Source organism: Rhizobium sp. BK619 (genome assembly GCF_014195245.1).
Taxonomy (GTDB): domain Bacteria; phylum Pseudomonadota; class Alphaproteobacteria; order Rhizobiales; family Rhizobiaceae; genus Rhizobium; species Rhizobium acidisoli.
In genome coordinates this window covers 444,950-463,495 of the sequence record NZ_JACIBH010000001.1, presented here as the reverse complement: position 1 = coordinate 463,495, position 18,546 = coordinate 444,950, and the positions used below count along the sequence as shown (strand labels likewise).

General features: G+C 62.9%; 20 protein-coding genes. 10 read left to right on the top strand and 10 right to left on the bottom strand.

Going from position 1 to position 18,546, the window contains the following annotated elements; genetic code table 11:
* Positions 1-22: 22 nt before the first annotated feature.
* From kdpA to FHX14_RS02140, 3 genes are all read right to left on the bottom strand, one after another.
* A complete protein-coding gene (kdpA, locus tag FHX14_RS02150) occupies positions 23-1,726 on the bottom strand; it encodes a potassium-transporting ATPase subunit KdpA (RefSeq protein WP_054185026.1) in 1,704 nt (567 codons plus the stop codon).
* Positions 1,727-1,795: 69 nt separating this feature from the next.
* Positions 1,796-1,885: a K(+)-transporting ATPase subunit F gene (locus FHX14_RS02145; RefSeq protein ID WP_003594574.1), complete on the bottom strand. Its 90-nt coding sequence runs from the start codon at positions 1,883-1,885 to the stop codon at positions 1,796-1,798.
* Positions 1,886-2,185: 300 nt separating this feature from the next.
* Positions 2,186-2,548 carry a copper resistance protein CopC gene (locus FHX14_RS02140; protein WP_003594575.1) on the bottom strand — a complete coding sequence of 121 codons (363 nt, stop codon included), beginning with the start codon at positions 2,546-2,548 and terminating at the stop codon, positions 2,186-2,188.
* A gap of 297 nt (positions 2,549-2,845) precedes the next feature.
* Here FHX14_RS02140 and FHX14_RS33345 point away from each other — a divergent pair, with 297 nt between their 5' ends.
* Together FHX14_RS33345 and FHX14_RS02135 are read left to right on the top strand one after the other, a co-directional pair.
* Complete coding sequence (locus FHX14_RS33345) at positions 2,846-2,971, top strand: hypothetical protein (RefSeq protein ID WP_281414157.1); 126 nt, start codon at positions 2,846-2,848, stop codon at positions 2,969-2,971.
* Between the two features lie 76 nt (positions 2,972-3,047).
* Positions 3,048-4,091 carry an NAD(P)-dependent alcohol dehydrogenase gene (locus FHX14_RS02135; RefSeq protein ID WP_003594576.1) on the top strand — a complete coding sequence of 348 codons (1,044 nt, stop codon included), beginning with the start codon at positions 3,048-3,050 and terminating at the stop codon, positions 4,089-4,091.
* Positions 4,092-4,106: 15 nt separating this feature from the next.
* Here the strand turns inward: FHX14_RS02135 and FHX14_RS02130 are convergent, their stop codons facing one another.
* The 4 genes from FHX14_RS02130 to FHX14_RS02115 form a co-directional block, all read right to left on the bottom strand.
* On the bottom strand, positions 4,107-4,676 hold the full coding sequence (locus FHX14_RS02130; RefSeq protein ID WP_184375842.1) for a DedA family protein: 570 nt from the start codon (positions 4,674-4,676) through the stop codon (positions 4,107-4,109).
* Positions 4,677-4,709: 33 nt separating this feature from the next.
* Positions 4,710-6,077 (bottom strand): FAD-containing oxidoreductase, encoded by a 1,368-nt coding sequence (locus FHX14_RS02125; protein ID WP_184375840.1) that lies wholly within the window; start codon positions 6,075-6,077, stop codon positions 4,710-4,712.
* Positions 6,074-6,535: a DUF4126 family protein gene (locus FHX14_RS02120; protein ID WP_003594581.1), complete on the bottom strand. Its 462-nt coding sequence runs from the start codon at positions 6,533-6,535 to the stop codon at positions 6,074-6,076. The genes FHX14_RS02125 and FHX14_RS02120 overlap by 4 nt, the downstream gene beginning before the upstream one ends.
* Before the next feature lie 89 nt (positions 6,536-6,624).
* Entirely contained in the window at positions 6,625-7,812 is a 1,188-nt protein-coding gene (locus tag FHX14_RS02115) for an acyl-CoA dehydrogenase (RefSeq protein ID WP_003594583.1), read from the bottom strand.
* Positions 7,813-7,987: 175 nt separating this feature from the next.
* Here FHX14_RS02115 and FHX14_RS02110 point away from each other — a divergent pair, with 175 nt between their 5' ends.
* A complete protein-coding gene (locus FHX14_RS02110) occupies positions 7,988-8,326 on the top strand; it encodes a cupin domain-containing protein (RefSeq protein ID WP_003594586.1) in 339 nt (112 codons plus the stop codon).
* Here the strand turns inward: FHX14_RS02110 and FHX14_RS02105 are convergent, their stop codons facing one another.
* The gene (locus tag FHX14_RS02105; protein WP_184375838.1) at positions 8,327-9,280 is read right to left on the bottom strand and encodes a LysR family transcriptional regulator; all 954 of its coding nucleotides are present in this window, start codon (positions 9,278-9,280) and stop codon (positions 8,327-8,329) included. It lies immediately after the preceding gene.
* 175 nt (positions 9,281-9,455) lie between these two features.
* On the opposite strand from FHX14_RS02105, the gene FHX14_RS02100 reads away from it, so the two are divergent.
* The 7 genes from FHX14_RS02100 (at position 9,456) to mmsB (ending at position 16,855) form a co-directional block, all read left to right on the top strand.
* Positions 9,456-10,661: an ABC transporter substrate-binding protein gene (locus FHX14_RS02100; protein ID WP_003594589.1), complete on the top strand. Its 1,206-nt coding sequence runs from the start codon at positions 9,456-9,458 to the stop codon at positions 10,659-10,661.
* Positions 10,662-10,666: 5 nt separating this feature from the next.
* A complete protein-coding gene (locus tag FHX14_RS02095; RefSeq protein ID WP_184375836.1) occupies positions 10,667-11,449 on the top strand; it encodes an ABC transporter ATP-binding protein in 783 nt (260 codons plus the stop codon).
* Positions 11,449-12,150: an ABC transporter ATP-binding protein gene (locus FHX14_RS02090; protein WP_003594592.1), complete on the top strand. Its 702-nt coding sequence runs from the start codon at positions 11,449-11,451 to the stop codon at positions 12,148-12,150. The genes FHX14_RS02095 and FHX14_RS02090 overlap by 1 nt, the downstream gene beginning before the upstream one ends.
* A gap of 229 nt (positions 12,151-12,379) precedes the next feature.
* The gene (locus FHX14_RS02085) at positions 12,380-13,267 is read left to right on the top strand and encodes a branched-chain amino acid ABC transporter permease (protein ID WP_003553893.1); all 888 of its coding nucleotides are present in this window, start codon (positions 12,380-12,382) and stop codon (positions 13,265-13,267) included.
* 1 nt (position 13,268) lies between these two features.
* The gene (locus FHX14_RS02080) at positions 13,269-14,258 is read left to right on the top strand and encodes a branched-chain amino acid ABC transporter permease (protein WP_003594596.1); all 990 of its coding nucleotides are present in this window, start codon (positions 13,269-13,271) and stop codon (positions 14,256-14,258) included.
* 110 nt (positions 14,259-14,368) lie between these two features.
* A complete protein-coding gene (locus FHX14_RS02075; RefSeq protein ID WP_184375834.1) occupies positions 14,369-15,964 on the top strand; it encodes a GMC family oxidoreductase N-terminal domain-containing protein in 1,596 nt (531 codons plus the stop codon).
* A 9-nt stretch (positions 15,965-15,973) separates the two neighbouring features.
* On the top strand, positions 15,974-16,855 hold the full coding sequence (gene mmsB, locus FHX14_RS02070; protein WP_003594600.1) for a 3-hydroxyisobutyrate dehydrogenase: 882 nt from the start codon (positions 15,974-15,976) through the stop codon (positions 16,853-16,855).
* A 6-nt stretch (positions 16,856-16,861) separates the two neighbouring features.
* Here mmsB and FHX14_RS02065 read toward each other — a convergent pair whose 3' ends face one another.
* Both FHX14_RS02065 and FHX14_RS02060 read right to left on the bottom strand, forming a co-directional pair.
* Positions 16,862-17,641 carry an ATP-binding cassette domain-containing protein gene (locus FHX14_RS02065; RefSeq protein WP_003594602.1) on the bottom strand — a complete coding sequence of 260 codons (780 nt, stop codon included), beginning with the start codon at positions 17,639-17,641 and terminating at the stop codon, positions 16,862-16,864.
* Positions 17,642-17,738: 97 nt separating this feature from the next.
* Positions 17,739-18,497 (bottom strand): fumarylacetoacetate hydrolase family protein, encoded by a 759-nt coding sequence (locus FHX14_RS02060; RefSeq protein WP_184375832.1) that lies wholly within the window; start codon positions 18,495-18,497, stop codon positions 17,739-17,741.
* Between the last annotated feature and the right edge of the window lie 49 nt (positions 18,498-18,546).

Here is an 18,546-nt window from a genome sequence, read left to right as displayed (position 1 = left end):
GGCGGAGGATCATGATCTCGCCTTAGAAAGTCTGCCCGGCGATCATCACCAGGTGCTCGACGATCGGGCCGAGTGCCAGCGCCGGGAAGAAGGTCAGGCCGCCGACGATCAAGATGGTGCCGACGAGCAGGCCGACGAAGAGCGGGCCGTCCGTCGGGAAGGTGCCTGCCGAGGCCGGGACCGTCTTTTTGGCGATCAGCGAGCCGGCGATGGCAAGTGCCGGGATGATGACCAGGAAGCGGCCGGCGAGCATGCCGATGCCGAGCGTCACGTTGTACCAGGGCGTGTTGCCCGTCAGTCCGCCGAAAGCCGAGCCGTTATTGGCCGCAGCCGAGGTATAGGCATAGAGGATTTCGGAGAAGCCGTGCGGGCCGGCGGTGCCGATCGAGGCGACGGCGGACGGCAGCACCGTGGCGATGGCGGTGAAAACCAGCATGGCGAGCGGCAGGCAGAGAATGGCGAGAACGGCCATCTTCATTTCCTTCGCCTCGATCTTCTTGCCGAGATATTCCGGCGTGCGGCCAACCATCAGGCCGGCGACGAAGACGGCGACGATGATGAACAGCAGGATGCCGTAGAAACCCGCCCCGACCCCGCCGACGATGATTTCGCCGAGCTGCATGTTGATCAGCGGGATGAGGCCGCCGAGCGCGGTGAAGCTGCCATGCATTGCATTGACCGCGCCGCAGGAGGCGGCGGTGGTGATGACGGCAAAAAGCGAGGACAGGGCGACCCCGAAGCGGACTTCCTTGCCTTCCATATTGCCGCCGCCAAGGCCGAAGGCGTGCATCAGCGGATTGCCGGCGGCTTCCGCCCAATAGGTGACGACGACGCCGGCGAGGAACAGCACGCCCATCGTGGCGAGGATCGCCCAGCCCTGGCGCTGGTTGCCGACCATGCGGCCGAAGACGTTGGTCAGCGCCGCGCCGATTGCGAAGATGGAGACCATCTGGATGAGGTTGGAGATCGCATCGGGGTTTTCGAACGGGTGGGCGGAATTGGCATTGAAGAAGCCGCCGCCATTGGTGCCGAGCATCTTGATCGCAAGCTGCGAGGCGACGGGGCCGACGGCGATCGTCTGCTGCGCGCCCTCGAGCGTCGTCGCATTGACATAGGCTCCGAGCGTCTGCGGCACACCGAGATAGACGTAAGTGAGCGTCAGCACGATAGAGATCGGCAGCAGCACGTAGAGGGTCGCCCTCGTCATATCGACCCAGAAATTGCCGATCGCCTTGCCGGACGCACGCGAGAAGGCGCGGATGAAGGCGAGTGCGATCGCAATGCCGGTCGCGGCGGACACGAAGTTCTGGACGGTGAAGCCGGCCATCTGGGTGAGATAGGACATGGTGCTTTCGCCGCCGTAGTTCTGCCAATTCGTATTGGTGACGAAGCTGACGGCGGTGTTGAAGGCAAGCTCCGGCGGGACGGCCGCCATGCCGGCCGGATTATAGGGAAGCCCGGCTTGGAAGCGCTGCAGCGCATAAAGTGCGATGACGCCGAGAAGATTGAAGAGCAGCATGGCGAAGGCATAGGAGGTCCAATGCTGCTCCTCGCCTTCGCTGGTGCCGGCCGCGCGGTAAAGTCCCCGTTCGATCGGAACGAGGAGGGGCGACAGGAAGGTGCGCTCGCCGCTGAAGACACGCGTCATGTAGCCGCCGAGCGGTTTGACGAGCACAAGCACGATCCCGCAATAAAGCAGGATCTGAAGCCATCCGTTGAGGGTCATGGAGGTCAACTTTCAATACCCGGCTGCTTCTCGGTCGCGTATGTGCGAGCTCGGAAGCGCCGGTTCTCTTCAAAAGCGTTCTGGGCGAAGCAGAGCGTAGGTGAGGTAGACGGTGAGAAACACGGTCACGGCACCGCTCAAGATATAATCGAGGGTCATCGTCGTTTCTCCTGTCAAAGCCTGTCGCAGGCTCGTGTGTAGGCAAAGCACAGCGCGAAGAATAGGATCGCGGTGCCAAGCAGAATGATATCCATCATGATCGTGACTCCTGTTATTCTTGTTGGAGTCAGACAAGACAAAGGGCGCCATTCCCTCGGGAAGGCCGCCTTTCATGCTTTCTGGCGTGGAGATGATCGGTCGATCTCTCGGGCTTCAATATGCAGCCGGAGGCCATAAAGGTTCGAGACGGCCGGAGGGCCGTCAATATAAAAATCTTATAAATGCTTTTCGGTGAGCGAGTTAAGGATCGACCCGGAACCGGTATTGGCCTTCGGCACTGCGGCCGTCCATCGAGAGGACGCGCCAGTCGACGGTATAATCGCCGGGCGCCATGGCCGGATCGAGCGGAACCTTGAAGATCGATCCCTCAGGACCGGAGAGAAACGGCTTGCCGGTGGGAATCGCCGTCCCCCGGGCATCCAGCAGGACGGCTGTCGAGCGGGCAAGATCGACCGGGCCGGTGAAAGTGAGTTCGAGGTTGGCCGGCGCCAGCCTTACTTCCTGCTCCTGCGGCGGGAGCGAGGCTTGTTCCAGCGCCGCAGACGCCTCACTTGCGATGAAGAGAAGGGAGACGAACAGACAGAATGACGCGATCGACTTCATGATGGTCTTCCTTATCGTGCCGACCCGCATGTGCCCGGAGCCGTCATGCTTCCGTGACGCCATGCCGACGAATTTTTTTAATAACGCCGTGGGGGAAGATTTCGATCCCTAGTTTTTGCGATAACGCGCGCCGGCCGCGGCCGGGGGCCTTTCGGCAGCGCGGCGATCAGATCCACAAGCCGCTGCCAGAATTGCCGGATTGACCTTGATATCGTCGGGCCGGAAGACCGATTTCCACCGGCATTGTCGTGATCGTTCTTCATCGCTCTCTGCCTGTCCTCATGGCCGGGATCTCGAATGGAAAATGTACTCCCCGACGGCCTCGGCTGGAATCATACGGAGGTCTTGGAAGACAAATCTTTCGGATTACAGGAAATGGGCATTTCATCGCGTGTTGAGCAAAAGCTTGATCTCTTCGATTGAATTGCTGCCCCTTACAGTCTTATAGTCGCTTCAACGGCACGCGACGAACCGCGGGCAAAAGGGAAGGAAACCGATCATGACCAAAGTCCGTGCGCTGGTACTGGAGCGCCAGCATGAGCTTGCGCTTCGCGATATCGATCTGCCGCTCGAAACAGGACCGGGGCAGGTCAAGATCAAGATTCATACCGTCGGCGTCTGCGGTTCGGACGTCCACTATTATACCCATGGAAAGATCGGCCCCTTCATCGTCAACGCGCCGATGGTGCTCGGTCATGAGGCGGCAGGCACGGTGGTCGAAGTCGGGGCTGGTGTGACGCATCTGAAGGTCGGCGACCGGGTCTGCATGGAGCCCGGCATTCCAGACCCGAATTCCAAGGCTAGCCGGCTCGGGATGTACAATATCGACCCGGCCGTGACCTTCTGGGCGACGCCGCCGATCCATGGCGTGCTGACGCCGGAGGTCGTGCATCCGGCCAATTATACCTTCAAGCTGCCTGACAATGTCAGCTTCGCCGAGGGCGCCATGGTCGAGCCCTTTGCCGTCGGCATGCAGGCGGCCAGCAAAGCGAAGATTACACCAGGCGATACCGCCGTCGTCCTCGGCGCCGGGCCGATCGGCACGATGGTGGCGATTGCCGCTCTTGCCGGCGGCTGCGCCCGGGCGATCGTCGCCGATCTCGCCCAGCCGAAGCTCGATATATCAGCGCAATATCAGGGCGTCATCCCGGTCAATATCCGCGAAAAGAACCTGAGCGAAGAGGTCGTCCGGCTGACCGACGGTTGGGGTGCCGACGTCGTCTTCGAATGCTCCGGCTCGCCGAAGGCCTGGGAGACGATCATGGCGCTGCCGCGCCCGGGCGGCGTCATCGTCGCCGTCGGCCTGCCGGTCAACCCGATCGGTTTCGATGTCTCGACGGCATCGACCAAGGAGATCCGTATCGAGACGGTGTTCCGCTACGCGCACCAATACGAGCGCTCGATCGCGCTGTTGGCATCAGGCCGCGTCGATCTGAAGCCGCTGATATCAGAGACCTTCACATTCGAGGAGTCGATCAAGGCCTTCGACCGCGCCGTCGAGGCGCGGCCGAGCGACGTCAAGCTGCAGATCATCATGGAGTAGGGCGCCGCGCCACTTTTACGAGTGCCCGGCACTCGGCCTCATCTTGCGAAAGGCAAGGGCCGCGGCGGCGACGACAGCCGCGGCTCCGATCGCAATCAGCAGATGGCGGTGAAGGGAAAGGTGGCCCAATATCTGCTCGATGCCGTGCCCGAACAAATAGCCGAGCGCGGTGAAAAGCTGCCCCCAGATCAAAGCGGCGATGGCGTTCAGGACGACGAATTTTCCGGTCGATATCCGCGTCGTCCCGATGACGATGGGACTGATCGTCCGCAATCCCACGAGGAAACGAAACGCAAGGATGAAGCCGGTCGGATATTTTTCCAGAAGCTGGGTAACGCGGGCGAGCGCCGGCTTTTCCATCAGCCGGCGGACGAGGCTCCATCGGGCCGCGTAACGGCCGGCAAAGAACCAGAACTGATCGCCGGCGAAGGATCCGGCCATGGCTGCGAGCGACGCCGACCAATAGGGAAGCAACCCGCGATGAGCGATCACGCCGCCGAGAAAGGCGGCCGTTTCGCCTTCGAAGGCAGCCCCCAGAAAGATCGCCAGCAGGCCGTAATTCTCGATCAGCAGTTCGATGGACACGCGGGTTCGCCTCCAGCTCTTCCCGAGGTCAAGTCACGGCTGAACCGGCTTCAGATCGCCAAGCAGGGTCGGGATCAGTTCCGACACCGTCGGATGGATCGGCACCGACCATTGCAATGCGGGATAGGTGGTCCCGGCATTCATCGCATCGATCAGGCCGTGGATCACCTCGTCGCCCTCGATGCCCAATATCGCCGCGCCAAGAATCTGCTTGGTCTCGGCGTCGGCAATCACCTTCATGAAGCCTTTGGTCTCGCCGCGCTCGTTGGCGCGGCCGACCCGGCTCATCGGCCGGGTCGAGACCATGATCTTGCGCCCCGACTGCCGCGCTTGTTTCTCCGTCATGCCAACGCGGCCGAGCGGCGGGTCGATGTAGAGCGCATAGGCCGGAATGCGGCTTGAGACCTTGCGGTCGTCGCCGTCGAGGAGATTGGCGGCGGCGATCTCGAAATCATTGTAGGAGGTGTGGGTGAATGCGCCGTGGCCGTTGCAGTCGCCGAGCGCGAAGATGCCCTCGACATTGGTGGCGAGCCTGTCGTCGACGGTGATGAAGCCGCGTTTATCGGTGATAACGCCGGCGGCATCGAGGCCGAGATCGTCGGTGTTCGGCGTGCGGCCGGTGGCGATCAGCACATGGCTCGCATCGATTGTCGCCGCGCCTGCTGTGACGCTTACCCCGCTGCCGTTTCCGGCAAAGGCGATGTTGCCGGCATCGGTGTGGACGCCGATGCCTTCGGCGCGCAGGATCTCGGCGATCGCATCGGATATATCCTCGTCCTCGCGTGATGCGAGCTTCGGCCCGTGTTCGATAACGCTGACTTCGGCGCCGAAGCGGCGATACATCTGCGCAAATTCCAGCCCGATATAACTGCCGCCGATCACCGCCAGGTGCCGCGGCAGCGTGTCGAGCTGGATGATCGAGGTGCTGGTGAGGTAATCGATATCATGAATACCAGGCAGATCGGGGATGACAGGCCGCGCGCCGACATTGAGGAAGATGCGCGGCGCGGTCAACGTCTCGCCGTTGACGCTGATAGTCTTCGGGTCTTCGAAACGCGCATGGCCGTAGATCACGCTCATGCCGTCCATGCCGGTGAGCCAGCCGATCAGGCCGTTGCGGGCATTCATCGTTACGGTTTCGGCGCGGGCCCTCACCACCTTCATGTCGATGGCGATTTCGCCGCGGATGTTGACGCCGTAAGCGGCGCCGCTTCTGGCGACATGGGCGGCGCGGGCGCTGGCGACCAGCGTCTTGGTCGGCATGCAGCCGGCATTGACGCAGGTGCCGCCGAGGAATTTGCGCTCGATCAGCGCCACCTTCATGCCCTTGTCGACCATGCGGGCGGCAAGCGACGGGCCGGCCTGGCCGGCACCGATAACAATAGCGTCGAAGTTTTTCATGCGACGGCTCCCACGATCAGCACCGCGCCGATGACGGCGACGGCATCCTCGATAAGGGCGGCCGGCAGGTCCTTGCCGAAGGAGGCGGCGAGCCGGCTGCGGGCGGCAGCACCACCAAAGGTGCCGATGACGGCGCCGATCACGCCGGCAATCAGCCCGCCGAAGAGCAGGCCGCTGGCGGCCCCGATCGCAGCACCCGAGAGCGCGCCTGAGACGATGCGGGCACCGAACTGCATCGGCACCTTGCGCGACGGCGTCGACGGCAGCTGGTCGGCGACCAGCTCGGTGACCGCGAGGATCGTGAAAATCCACGGCGTCCAGCGATAGCCCATGAAGGCAAGCGGCGTCTGCGACAGGTCGAACCAGCCGAGTGCTGCGCCCCAGGCGACGGCGGCCGGCGCCGTCATGGTGCGAAGGCCTGAGATGACACCAATCAGCAATGCAAGAAGCAGAAACATGCGATCCCCCTCATTGCCGGCTTTGTGCCGCGAGAGGGAAGGTTGCACATTGTCAGGCGCGTGGCAATTCGCCTTGCCCTGCAGGCGAGTTAGTTCGCAAACGCGGCGATGCCGGTGATCGCCCGGCCGATGATCAGCGCGTGGATGTCGTGGGTGCCCTCATAGGTGTTGACCACTTCGAGGTTGACGAGATGGCGGGCGATGCCGAATTCGTCGGAGATGCCGTTGCCGCCGAGCATATCGCGGGCCGCGCGCGCAATCTCCAGCGCCTTGCCGCAGCTGTTGCGCTTGAGGATCGAGGTCAGCTCCACCGGCGGATGACCTTCCTCCTTCATGCGGCCGAGCCGCAGGCAGCCCTGGAGGCCCAGCGAGATTTCCGCCGCCATGTCGGCGAGCTTCTTCTGGATCAACTGGTTGGCGGCGAGCGGCCGGCCGAACTGCTTGCGCTCCAGCGTGTATTGCCGCGCCCTGGCGTAACAATCCTCGGCAGCACCAAGCGCGCCCCAGGCGATGCCGAAGCGGGCCGAGTTGAGGCAGGTGAACGGTCCCTTCAGGCCGGTGACGCCGGGCAGAAGATTTTCCTCGGGCACGAAGACCCCGTCCATCACCACTTCGCCGGTGATCGAGGCGCGCAAGCCGACCTTGCCGTGGATGGCAGGCGCCGAAAGCCCCTTCCATCCCTTTTCGAGGATGAAGCCACGGATCAGCCCGTCCTCGGTCTTTGCCCAGACGACGAAGACATCGGCGATCGGCGCGTTCGAAATCCAGGTCTTCGAACCGGTGAGGCTGTAGCCGCCGTCAACCTTTTTCGCGCGTGTCGCCATCGAGCCAGGATCGGAGCCGTGATCGGGTTCGGTTAGGCCGAAACAGCCGATCCATTCGCCGGTGGCGAGTTTCGGCAGGTATTTCAGCTTCTGCGCTTCAGAGCCGAAGGTGTCGATCGGCACCATCACCAGCGAGGACTGCACGCTCATCATCGAACGATAGCCGCTATCAACCCGCTCGACCTCGCGGGCGATCAGGCCGTAGGCGGTGTAACCGAGGCCGGCGCCGCCGTAATCCGGCGAGATCGTCGGTCCGAGCAGGCCGAGTTCGCCCATTTCGCGGAAGATTGCAGGGTCGGTCTTTTCATTGCGGAAGGCGTCGAGAACGCGGGGCGCGAGCTTTTCCTGCGCATAGGCATGGGCCGTATTCTGCACCATGCGCTCCTCGTCGGTCAGCTGCTCCACCAGGCGGAACGGGTCGGCCCAGTCGAAAACCTCGCGCGTATGCTGCATGTCGGCGTCTCCTCACCCTTGACTTCAGGCTTGCCTCATCAAAGGTCGCATAGACCCGCCAGCCGACCGCGTCAACAGAAGGCCGCCTCATCGAAAAGACCGGGCGCGCCATCTTTTCAAAAGCGCCGGCATGCTCCACTTTGCCCGCGATCGATTCTGGAACGAGGAGGCGGAAATGTCGTCAAGCGATCTGTTCGTATCGGCCGAAGGCGCCGAATGGGTCAATCCCGAGCCCGGCGTTACCAGGCGCATCATGACCTATCTGCCCGAGATGATGATGGTGGAAGTCGCCTTCGAGAGCGGCGCCGTCGGCGCGGCCCATTCGCATCCGCACATTCAGGCAAGTTATGTCGCCGAGGGCAGCTTCGAAGTGACGATCGACGGCCGGACCGAGGTGCTGCGCCAGGGCGGCAGCTTCATCGTGCCCCCCAATCTCGTCCACGGCGTCAAGGCGCTGGAAAAGGGCCGGCTGATCGATACCTTCACGCCGCACCGCGCCGAATTTCTCAAATAGTCAGATTTCGGCTTCCGATCGGCGCACCGGGCCCGCTGGAGTGACATAGGGCGGCACGAAGCGCGCGTCCTCGCCGCGCACGGCCTCGCGCAGGAAGTCGATGACGGCGCGCACGCGCGGCGCCTGTTTCAGGTCGCGGTGGCAGGTGATCCAGTACTGGCGCTTGAGGTCGATTTCCGCGGGCAGCACGCGCACGAGCTCGGGATAACGGCTGGCGAAGAAATAGGGCAGGATGCAGAGGCCGAGGCCGTTTCGGGTGGCGGTCAGCTGCGCGAAGATGCTGGAACTCTGGAACTGCGGTTTGATGCGCGGATGCACATCGCTGAGATAATCCAGGCCCGGCGCGAAAATCATCTCCTCGATATAGCTGACGAAGGGATGCTCAAGCAGGTCCTCGCGACAGGTGATGGCAGGCGCCTTTGACAGGTAGTCGCGCGAGCCGTAGATCTGCAGGTGATAGTCGGTCAGCTTCTCGGCGAAATAAGGCCCGCCCTTCGGCTCGTCGAGCACGACGGAAAGATCGGCCTCCTTGCGCGACAGCGACATGATCTGCTGGATCGTCACCAGCTCGAGCGAGAGATGCGGATGCTGGGCGGCAAACTGGTGCAGAACGGTGGCGAAGAAGAAATTGGCAAAACCCTCAGGCGCGCTGAAGCGCACGAGGCCGCGCTGCGCCATCGAGCCGTCGGCGAGGTCGGCGCGCAGCCGCTCGGTCTCCTGCTCCATTTTCTCGGCCGTCTCGACGAAACGCGTGCCCATGGCGGTCAGCACATAACCGCGCGGATTGCGCTCGAAGAGCTTGACCTTGAGGGTGAATTCCAGCCGGTCGATGCGGCGCGAGACGGTCGCATGGCTGGAGCGCAGCTGGCGGGCCGCCGTCGACAGCTGTCCAGTGCGGGCGACGGCTAGAAAAAACTGAAGATCGTCCCAAGTAAACTGCGGCGGATTGTTCATCGCGATCCCCATCTGTTCAAAAACGAACAGATACTGTTTGGAATTAGTTGTAAACCACCCGTTGCTTCAACGCGGAATTTCCGTGATCGTAGGGACAGGGTCCGCCGTTCTGAGGAGTGCGGCTGGCCAAATCTGAACAGACCCGCAATCTGGCTCATCTCTGGGAGGAGAGAATATGCGTAAGAATCTCATTGCATCAGTTGCATTTCTGCTTGCGAGCAGCACAGCGGTGCTCGCGCAGAGCGCGACCGACGGCAAGGTCAAGATCGGCATCCTGAACGACCAGTCGGGCGTTTATGCCGACTTTGGCGGCAAGTCTTCCGTCGAAGCCGCCAAGATGGCGGTCGAGGATTTCGGCGGCAAGGTATTGGGCGTTCCGGTCGAGATCGTCGATGCCGACCACCAGAACAAGCCCGATATCGCCTCCAACATCGCCCGCCAGTGGTATGACACCGAGCAGGTGGATGCGATCATGGAGTTGACGACCTCGTCGGTGGCGCTCGCCGTGCAGGCGATCGCCAAGGAAAAGAAAAAGATCGACATCGTCACCGGTGCGGCGACGACGGATCTCACCGGCAAGGCCTGCTCGCCCTACGGCTTCCATTGGGCCTACGACACCCATGCGCTTGCCGTCGGCACCGGCGGTGCGCTGGTCAAGCAGGGCGGCGACAGCTGGTTCTTCCTGACCGCCGACTATGCTTTCGGCTATTCGCTGGAGCAGCAGACCACCGACTATGTCAAGGCGAGCGGCGGCACGGTCGTCGGCGCCGTCCGCCATCCGCTGTCGACCCAGGACTTCTCGTCCTTCCTGCTGCAGGCACAATCATCCGGCGCCAAGGTGATCGGTCTGGCCAATGCCGGCCTGGATACCTCGAACGCCATCAAGCAGGCGGCCGAATTCGGCATTACCCAGGGCGGCCAGCATCTGGCGGCGCTGCTCTTCACGCTCGCCGAAGTCCATGGTCTCGGCCTCGAGGCGGCGCAGGGGCTGACGCTGACCGAAGGCTTTTATTGGAACCGCGACGACGACAGCCGCGCCTTCGCCAAGAAATTCTTCGCCCGCACCGGCAAGATGCCCAACATGATCCATACCGGCACCTATTCGGCGGTGATGCAATATCTGAAGGCGGTGCAGAAAGCCGGAACCGACGAGACGGAAGCCGTCGCCAAACAGCTGCATGAAATGCCTGTCGATGACGTCTTCGGCCGTGGCGGCACGGTCGGCGCCAACGGCCGCATGATCCACGACATGTACCTGCTGCAGGTCAAGAAGCCGGCCGACAGCAAGGAGCCGTGGGACTACTTCAACGTTCTCGCCACCATTCCCGGCAAGGAAGCCTATATCGACCCCGCCAAGAGCGGCTGCGATCTGGTGAAGTGAGCGCAATGGCGGTTTCCGCGATTGAAACGCAGGAAAAACCGCGGGTGGTCTTATCCGCCCGCGGCCTGCGCCGCGATTTCGGCGGTTTCACCGCCGTCAAGAACGTCGATCTCGACGTGCACGACGCCAGCGTGCATGCACTGATCGGCCCGAACGGCGCCGGCAAGACCACGGTCTTCAACCTGCTGACCAAGTTCCTGCAGCCGACATCGGGCACAATCACGCTGATGGGCACCGACATCACCGGAACGCCGCCCGATAAGGTGGCGCGCATGGGGCTGGTGCGCTCCTTCCAGATCTCGGCGGTCTTCCCGCATCTCTCGGTTCTCGACAATGTGCGCGTGGCGCTGCAGCGGCCGAACAATCTTTCCACCCAGTTCTGGCGGTCGCTTTCGGCGCTCGACCGGCTGAACGAACGCGCCGAGCAGTTGCTCGCCGGTGTCGGGCTTTCCAAGGAGCGCGATCATATCGCCGCCGATCTTTCCTATGGCCGCAAGCGGGTGCTGGAGATCGCCACGACGCTGGCGCTCGATCCGAAGGTGCTGCTGCTCGACGAGCCAATGGCTGGCATGGGGCTTGAGGATGTCGGCGTCGTCTCGGCGATCATCCGCGACGTCGCCCGCGACCGGGCGGTGCTGATGGTCGAGCACAATCTCTCCGTCGTCGCCAATATCTGCCAGCATGTGACGGTGCTGCAGCGCGGCGAGATCCTTGCCGAGGGCGATTATGCCACCGTCAGCCAGGACGAGCGCGTGCGGGTGGCCTACATGGGCACGGAGGAGCATTGATGGCCGCTCTCCTCGAAATTCAGGGACTGAACGCCTGGTACGGCGAAAGCCATGTCCTGCACGGCGTCGACATGCGGGTGGCCGAAGGCGAGACGATCACCATTCTCGGCCGCAACGGCGTCGGCAAGACGACGACGCTGCGCACCATCACCGGCATCGTGCGGGCCCGCAAGGGCAGGATCAGCTTTGCCGGCAGCGACATGATGCAGGTGCCGCTGCACAAGACGGCGCATCGCGGCATCGGCTTCGTGCCGGAGGAGCGCGGCATCTTCTCGACGCTCACCGTGTCCGAAAACCTGCTGCTGCCGCCTGTCGTGGCAAAGGGCGGCATGACGCTCGACGAGATCTACGAGCTTTTCCCCAATCTCTACGAGCGCCGCGGCAGCCCGGGCACCAAACTATCAGGCGGCGAGCAGCAAATGCTGGCGATCGCCCGGATCCTGCGCACCGGCGTCCGGCTGCTCATTCTCGACGAACCGACGGAAGGACTTGCCCCCGTCATCGTCCAGCGCATCGGCGAGGTGCTGCAGACCCTGAAAGGACGCGGCATGACGATCCTGCTCGTCGAGCAGAACTTCCGTTTCGCCAGCCGTATTGCCGATCGCTTCTATCTGATGGATCATGGGCAAATGGTGTCGGAATTCCCGGTCGGCGAATTGCCGCAGCGCATGGATACGCTGCACAAGGTTCTGGGGGTTTAGATATGACCAGGACTAGCAATTTAGGCCACAACGTTTCCTCCCTCATCCCTGTGCTCGTCACAGGGATCCAGCAGCGCCGCGTCTGCGGCGCGGAGGAGTCATTCCGACCCAAGGACTTGGGTCGGCTGGATTCCTGTGACATCCCTCGGGTCAAGCCCGAGGACAGGAATGAGGGCGGTAGAAACCGTAGCTGCGCAGACGAAACCGATCTCTTCCAGAGGAGGATGCCATGACGATGATCTTCGGCATTCCCCTGCAGGCGCTGCTCGGCCAGTTGCTGATCGGCCTGATCAACGGCTCGTTCTACGCGCTGCTCAGCCTTGGCCTCGCCATCATTTTCGGCCTGCTCAGGGTGATCAATTTCGCCCATGGCGCGCAATATATGCTCGGCGCCTTCGTCGCCTATCTGCTGCTCACCTATGCCGGCATCGGCTATTGGCCGTCGCTGATCCTGGCGCCCGTCATCGTCGGTCTTGCCGGGGCGATCATCGAGCGGTTGTTCCTGCGCCGGCTCTACGATCTCGATCCGCTCTACGGCCTGCTCTTCACCTTCGGGCTGGCGCTCGCGGTCGAAGGCACCTTCCGTTATCTCTACGGCTCGTCCGGCCAGCCCTATGCGACGCCGGCCGCACTGGCAGGCGGCGCCAATCTCGGCTTCATGTTTCTGCCGATCTATCGCGGCTGGGTGGTGGTCGTCTCGCTGGTCGTCTGCCTCGGCACATGGCTTCTGATCGAAAAGACCAAGCTCGGTGCCTATCTCCGGGCAGCCACCGAAAACGCCGTGCTCGTGCAGGTCTTCGGCGTCAACGTGCCGGTGCTGCTGACGCTGACCTACGCGCTCGGCGCCGGTCTTGCCGCCTTTGCCGGCGTGCTGGCGGCGCCGATCTACCAGGTCTCGCCGCTGATGGGCTCGAACATGATCATCGTCGTCTTCGCCGTGGTCGTCGTCGGCGGCATGGGATCGATCATGGGCGCGATCATCACCGGTTATGTGCTCGGCATCGCCGAGGGCCTGACCAAGGTCTTCTATCCCGAGGCCTCCAACATCGTGATCTTCGTCATCATGGCGATCGTGCTTCTCATCAGGCCCGCGGGCCTCTTCGGCCGGGACGCTTGACATGGCTGACATCACCGACACCATCCGAACGGAAAGAAGCCGCACCGCCCTTTCGGTCCAGGCGGGGTTCCTCGCCATCGGGCTGCTGCTTCTGCTGCTCGCACCCTTCTTTTTCTATCCGATCTTCCTGATGAAGCTGCTGTGCTTCGCGCTGTTTGCCTGCGCCTTCAACCTGCTGCTCGGCTATACCGGGCTGCTGTCCTTCGGCCATGCCACCTTCTTCGGCGGGGCGGCCTATTTCACCGCCTATACGGTGAAGACATGGGGTCTGCCGCCGGAACTCGGCATCCTGATCGGCGTGGCGGGCGCGGCGTTCCTCGGGTTGGTGATGGGCTTTTTCGCCATCCGCCGCCAGGGCATCTATTTCGCGATGATCACGCTGGCGCTGTCGCAGATGTTCTTCTTCTTCTGCCTGCAGGCGAAGTTTACCGAAGGCGAGGACGGCATCCAGTCGGTGCCGCGCGGCCATCTCTTCGGCTTCATCGATCTGAACAGTTCAACCAACATGTATTATTTCGTGCTTGGTGTGTTCATCGTCGGCGTGCTGATCATCTGGCGTTTCATCAATTCGCCCTTCGGCATGATCCTGAAATCGATCCGCGAGAACGAAAACCGGGCGATCTCGCTCGGTTATTCCGTGGCGCGCTACAAGCTCGGCGCCTTCGTCATGTCGGCAGCCCTTGCGGGGCTGGCGGGCGCGGTGAAATCGATCGTCTTCCAGTTCGCGACCCTGACCGACGTCGCCTGGCAGATGTCGGGCGAGGTGATCCTGATGACGCTGCTTGGCGGCATCGGCACGCTGATCGGGCCGCTCTTCGGCGCCGGGCTGGTGGTGGCGCTGGAAAACTATCTCGCCACCTCGGAATTCCCGGTGACGATCATCACCGGCATCGTCTTCATGGTCTGCGTGCTGATCTTTCGCCGCGGCATCATCGGCGAATTCTACGCCTCGCGGCTGGGGCGGAAACTGGGCTTCGTCTATCGCCGCTGAACGGGCGGACCCCTGTCTTTCGAGACAGGCGGCGGCGCTGCGACTCTCCCTCTCCCCGTCCCGCGGGGAGAGGGAAGCGGCAAGCATCTGGAGTTTCGTGCGGGGCGCACATGGATCGTTACGACTATATCATCATCGGGGCGGGCAGCGCCGGCTGCGTGCTTGCCAACCGGCTGTCGGCCGATGGCAGGAGCCGGGTGCTGCTGTTGGAAGCCGGGGGCAGCGACAATTACCACTGGATCCATATCCCGGTCGGTTATCTCTATTGCATCAATAATCCGCGCACCGACTGGTGTTTCACCACGGCGCCGGAAGCCGGATTGAACGGCCGGGCGCTGAGTTATCCCCGCGGCAAGGTGCTCGGCGGCTGCTCGTCGATCAACGGCATGATCTATATGCGCGGCCAGGCGCGCGATTACGACCTCTGGCGGCAGATGGGCTGCAGTGGCTGGGGTTGGGACGATGTTCTGCCCTTCTTCCGCAAGTCCGAGGATTTCTATCGCGGCGAAGACGAGATGCATGGCGCCGGCGGCGAATGGCGCATCGAAAGGGCGCGCGTGCGCTGGGCCGTGCTCGATGCCTTCCAGCAGGCGGCGAAAGAGGCAGGCATTCCAGAGACGGCGGATTTCAACCGCGGCAGCAATGAAGGGTCCGGCTATTTCGACGTCAACCAGCGTTCCGGCATTCGCTGGAACACCTCGAAAGCCTTCCTGCGCCCGGCGCGGAAACGCTCCAATCTGACCGTGCTGACCAAGGCACAGGTTCGGCGGCTGCTGGTCGAGGAGGGGGCCGTGGCGGGGGTCGAATTCCAGCACAATGGCGTGGCGAAACGCGCCTATGCGGGCAAGGAAACCATTCTGTCGGCCGGTTCGATCGGCTCGCCGCATATTCTGGAGCTCTCGGGCATCGGCAGGGGCGAGGTTCTCCAGCGGGCAGGCGTCGATGTCATCACCGAGGTGAAGGGTGTGGGCGAGAACCTGCAGGACCATCTGCAGCTGCGGCTCGCCTATAAGGTGACCGGCGTTCCGACGCTGAACGAGAAGGCGACGAAGCTGATCGGCAAGGCGGCAATCGGGCTCGAATATCTCGTCCGCCGCTCCGGGCCGATGGCGATGGCACCGAGCCAGCTCGGCATCTTCACCCGCTCGGGGCCGGACCGGGAAACGCCCGATCTGCAATATCACGTGCAGCCGGTCTCGCTGGAGAAGTTCGGCGATCCCGTCCATCCCTTCCCGGCAATCACCGCAAGCGTCTGCAATCTGAGGCCGGAAAGCCGGGGTTCTGTGCATCTGTCGAGCCCGGATTTTGCCGCGCAGCCGACGATCAGCCCGAAATACCTCTCGACGCAGCGCGATCGTGACATAGCTGTCCGTTCGATACGGTTGACGCGCAAGATCGTCGCGCAGCCTTCCTTCGCACGGTTCAAGCCGGAGGAATTCAAGCCGGGGCCTGACTATCAGACCGAGGCCGATCTGGAGCGGGCGGCGGGCGAAATCGGCACGACGATCTTCCATCCCGTCGGCACCTGCCGCATGGGCGCCGACAGGGACAGCGTCGTCGATCCCCGGCTGAAACTGCGGGCGCTCGGCAAGCTCAGGATCGCTGACGCCTCGGTGATGCCGTCGATCATCTCAGGCAACACCAATTCGCCGACGATCATGATCGCCGAAAAGGCAGCGGCGATGATCCTCGAAGACAATCGATAGGAGAAGACCATGGCAAGGATCGCATTCATCGGGCTTGGCAATATGGGCGGGCCGATGGCGGCCAATCTCGTCAAATCGGGTCACGAGGTCCTCGGCTTCGATCTCGCGGCCTCCGTGCTGAAGGCGGCCGAGGAAGGCGGCGTCAAACCGGCAAGCCATGCCAGTCAGGCGGTCAAGGACGCCGAGATCGTCATCACAATGCTGCCGCAGGGCAGGCATGTGCTGACGGCCTGGACCGATATCCTGCAGACCGCCGCGCAGGACACGCTGGTCATCGATTGCTCGACGATCGATGTCGAGAGCAGCCGCAAGGCGCATGAGATGGCCAAGGCCGCAAGCTGCCTGTCGCTCGACGCGCCCGTCTCCGGCGGCACCGGCGGGGCGAGCGCCGGCACACTCACCTTCATGGCGGGCGGCTCGGACGAGGCCTTCACCAGGGCGAAACCCATTCTCGAGGCGATGGGCAAGAAGATCGTCCATTGCGGCGAGGCCGGTGCCGGCCAGGCGGCGAAGATCTGCAACAACATGATCCTCGGCATCTCGATGGTCGGCGTCTGCGAGGCCTTCGTGCTCGCCGAAAAACTCGGCCTCTCGCACCAGGCGCTGTTCGACGTCGCCTCGACTTCATCCGGTCAGTGCTGGTCGATCAATACCTATTGCCCGGTGCCCGGGCCGGTGCCGACGTCGCCGGCGAACAACGACTACAAGCCGGGCTTTGCCGCGGCGCTGATGCTGAAGGATCTGAGACTGTCGCAGGAGGCGGCGCTGGCGAGCGGCGCGTCAACGCCGATGGGGGCAGAGGCGGCCCAGCTTTTTGCGCTGTTCGAAAAGCAAGGCAATGGCGGACGGGATTTCTCCGCCATCATCGAGATGTTCCGGGAAAAGCCGTAGACGATACTATAGAAGATAGCTGACCGGCTCGTTGCGCACCGGATGCGGAAAGACGCCCATCCCAACGCCGAAAATCGACTGCAGCTTGTCAGTCTGCATGATCTCCGTGGGCGTGCCTTCGGCGGTGATCCGGCCGCGGTTGAGCGCGACGATCGCGTCGCAATAGCGTGCAGCGAGGTTGATGTCGTGCAGCACGATGATCACGGTCAGTCCGCGTTCGTGGCTGAGCTCCTGCACCAATGAGAGGACGCTTGCCTGATGGGCGAGGTCGAGCGCCGACGTCGGCTCGTCCAGCAGCAGGCAACGGGCGTCCTGGGCGAGCATCATGGCGATCCAGGCGCGCTGACGCTCGCCGCCGGACATATTGGCGACGAGACGGTCGGCAAAATTCTCGAGCTCGGTGCGGACGATCGCTTCCTCGACCTTGTTGCGATCGGTGGCGGTGAAGCGGCCGAGCGTGCCGTGCCAGGGAAAACGGCCGAGCGCGATCAGTTCCCGCACGGTCATGCCGTCGGTTGCCGGCGTGAATTGCGGCATGTAGGCGACGTGCCGGGCAAATTCGCGGGCGCCCCAATCACCCGCCGGCTTGCCGCCAAAGGCGATGGCGCCGGACTTCGCCGCAACCTGGCGGGCGATGATCTTCAAAAGCGTACTCTTGCCGGAGCCGTTCGGCCCCACCAGACCGTAGATGCGGCGCTGCTCGAGCGTCAGGTCGATGCCATGCAGGATGGATTTCGGCCCGATGGCATATTCGATTCCCGACAGGGCGAGGAAAGGCGAAGGCATGATCTGCTCCGAGTTCGGTGTCGCACGGGTTCGGGGAGGGCGAACCCTCCCATTCCCTGCAAAACTAAACCGGAATTGTCAACTTAAGTTTCGGACATTAACCCTTTGACACGGAAAAGCGCAGTCTGCTGTCCCCGAACAGAATATCGATGTCGCCAGGTTCGGTCAGTTCGATCGCGCCGCTCAACGTGCCTGTGGTGATCAGCGCGCCTGCCTTCAGCGATGTCTCGGGGCGCAGACCGTCATTGGCGTAATCGACCAGCCAGGTAAGAACGTCGCCCTTCGGATGCTGGGCCGGGCCGTCATAGATCGTGCGGCCGGCATGGGTGACCTTGAGCGGCGTGCCACCGGCGGTATCGACAGCGCTTTTGTCGAGCTTCGGGCCAAGCACATAGCCGCTATTGCCGAGGCGGTCTGATGTAAACAGCAGAAAGGAGACGCTGCCGCCTTCCTTGACGGCGCTGACCAGCAGCTCGGCGCCGAGATGGACGGCGGAGATCGCCTCGACCACGTCGGCGCGGCTATAGGGAGTGCCGGTGCGGATCGGCAGATCCCTGCCGAAGCGCACGGCGATCTCGGTTTCGAATTTCATGCCCGGGTACCAGGGGATGCTGGCGCCCGAGGCGGCCTCGGCATAAGGATGCAGCGGAGCGGTGACCGCCTGGCCTTGCGGCGAGACCGTCACCTTCCAGGCATTGCTGGAAATGCCGTCGGCGGCAGTCAGGAAATTCTGGGCCTCCATCGCCTGATGCAGATCGGCCGGCAGCGCGAAAGTGCCGGTTTCCTCCTGCCGGCCGGCCTGGCGCAGGCTATGAAGCCGGGCCGCGAGCGCGCCCGGATCGAATGTCTCTGTCATGCTGTCTCCTCGAATTGATTTTCGAGGGGCACACTAACGGTAAGGTAGG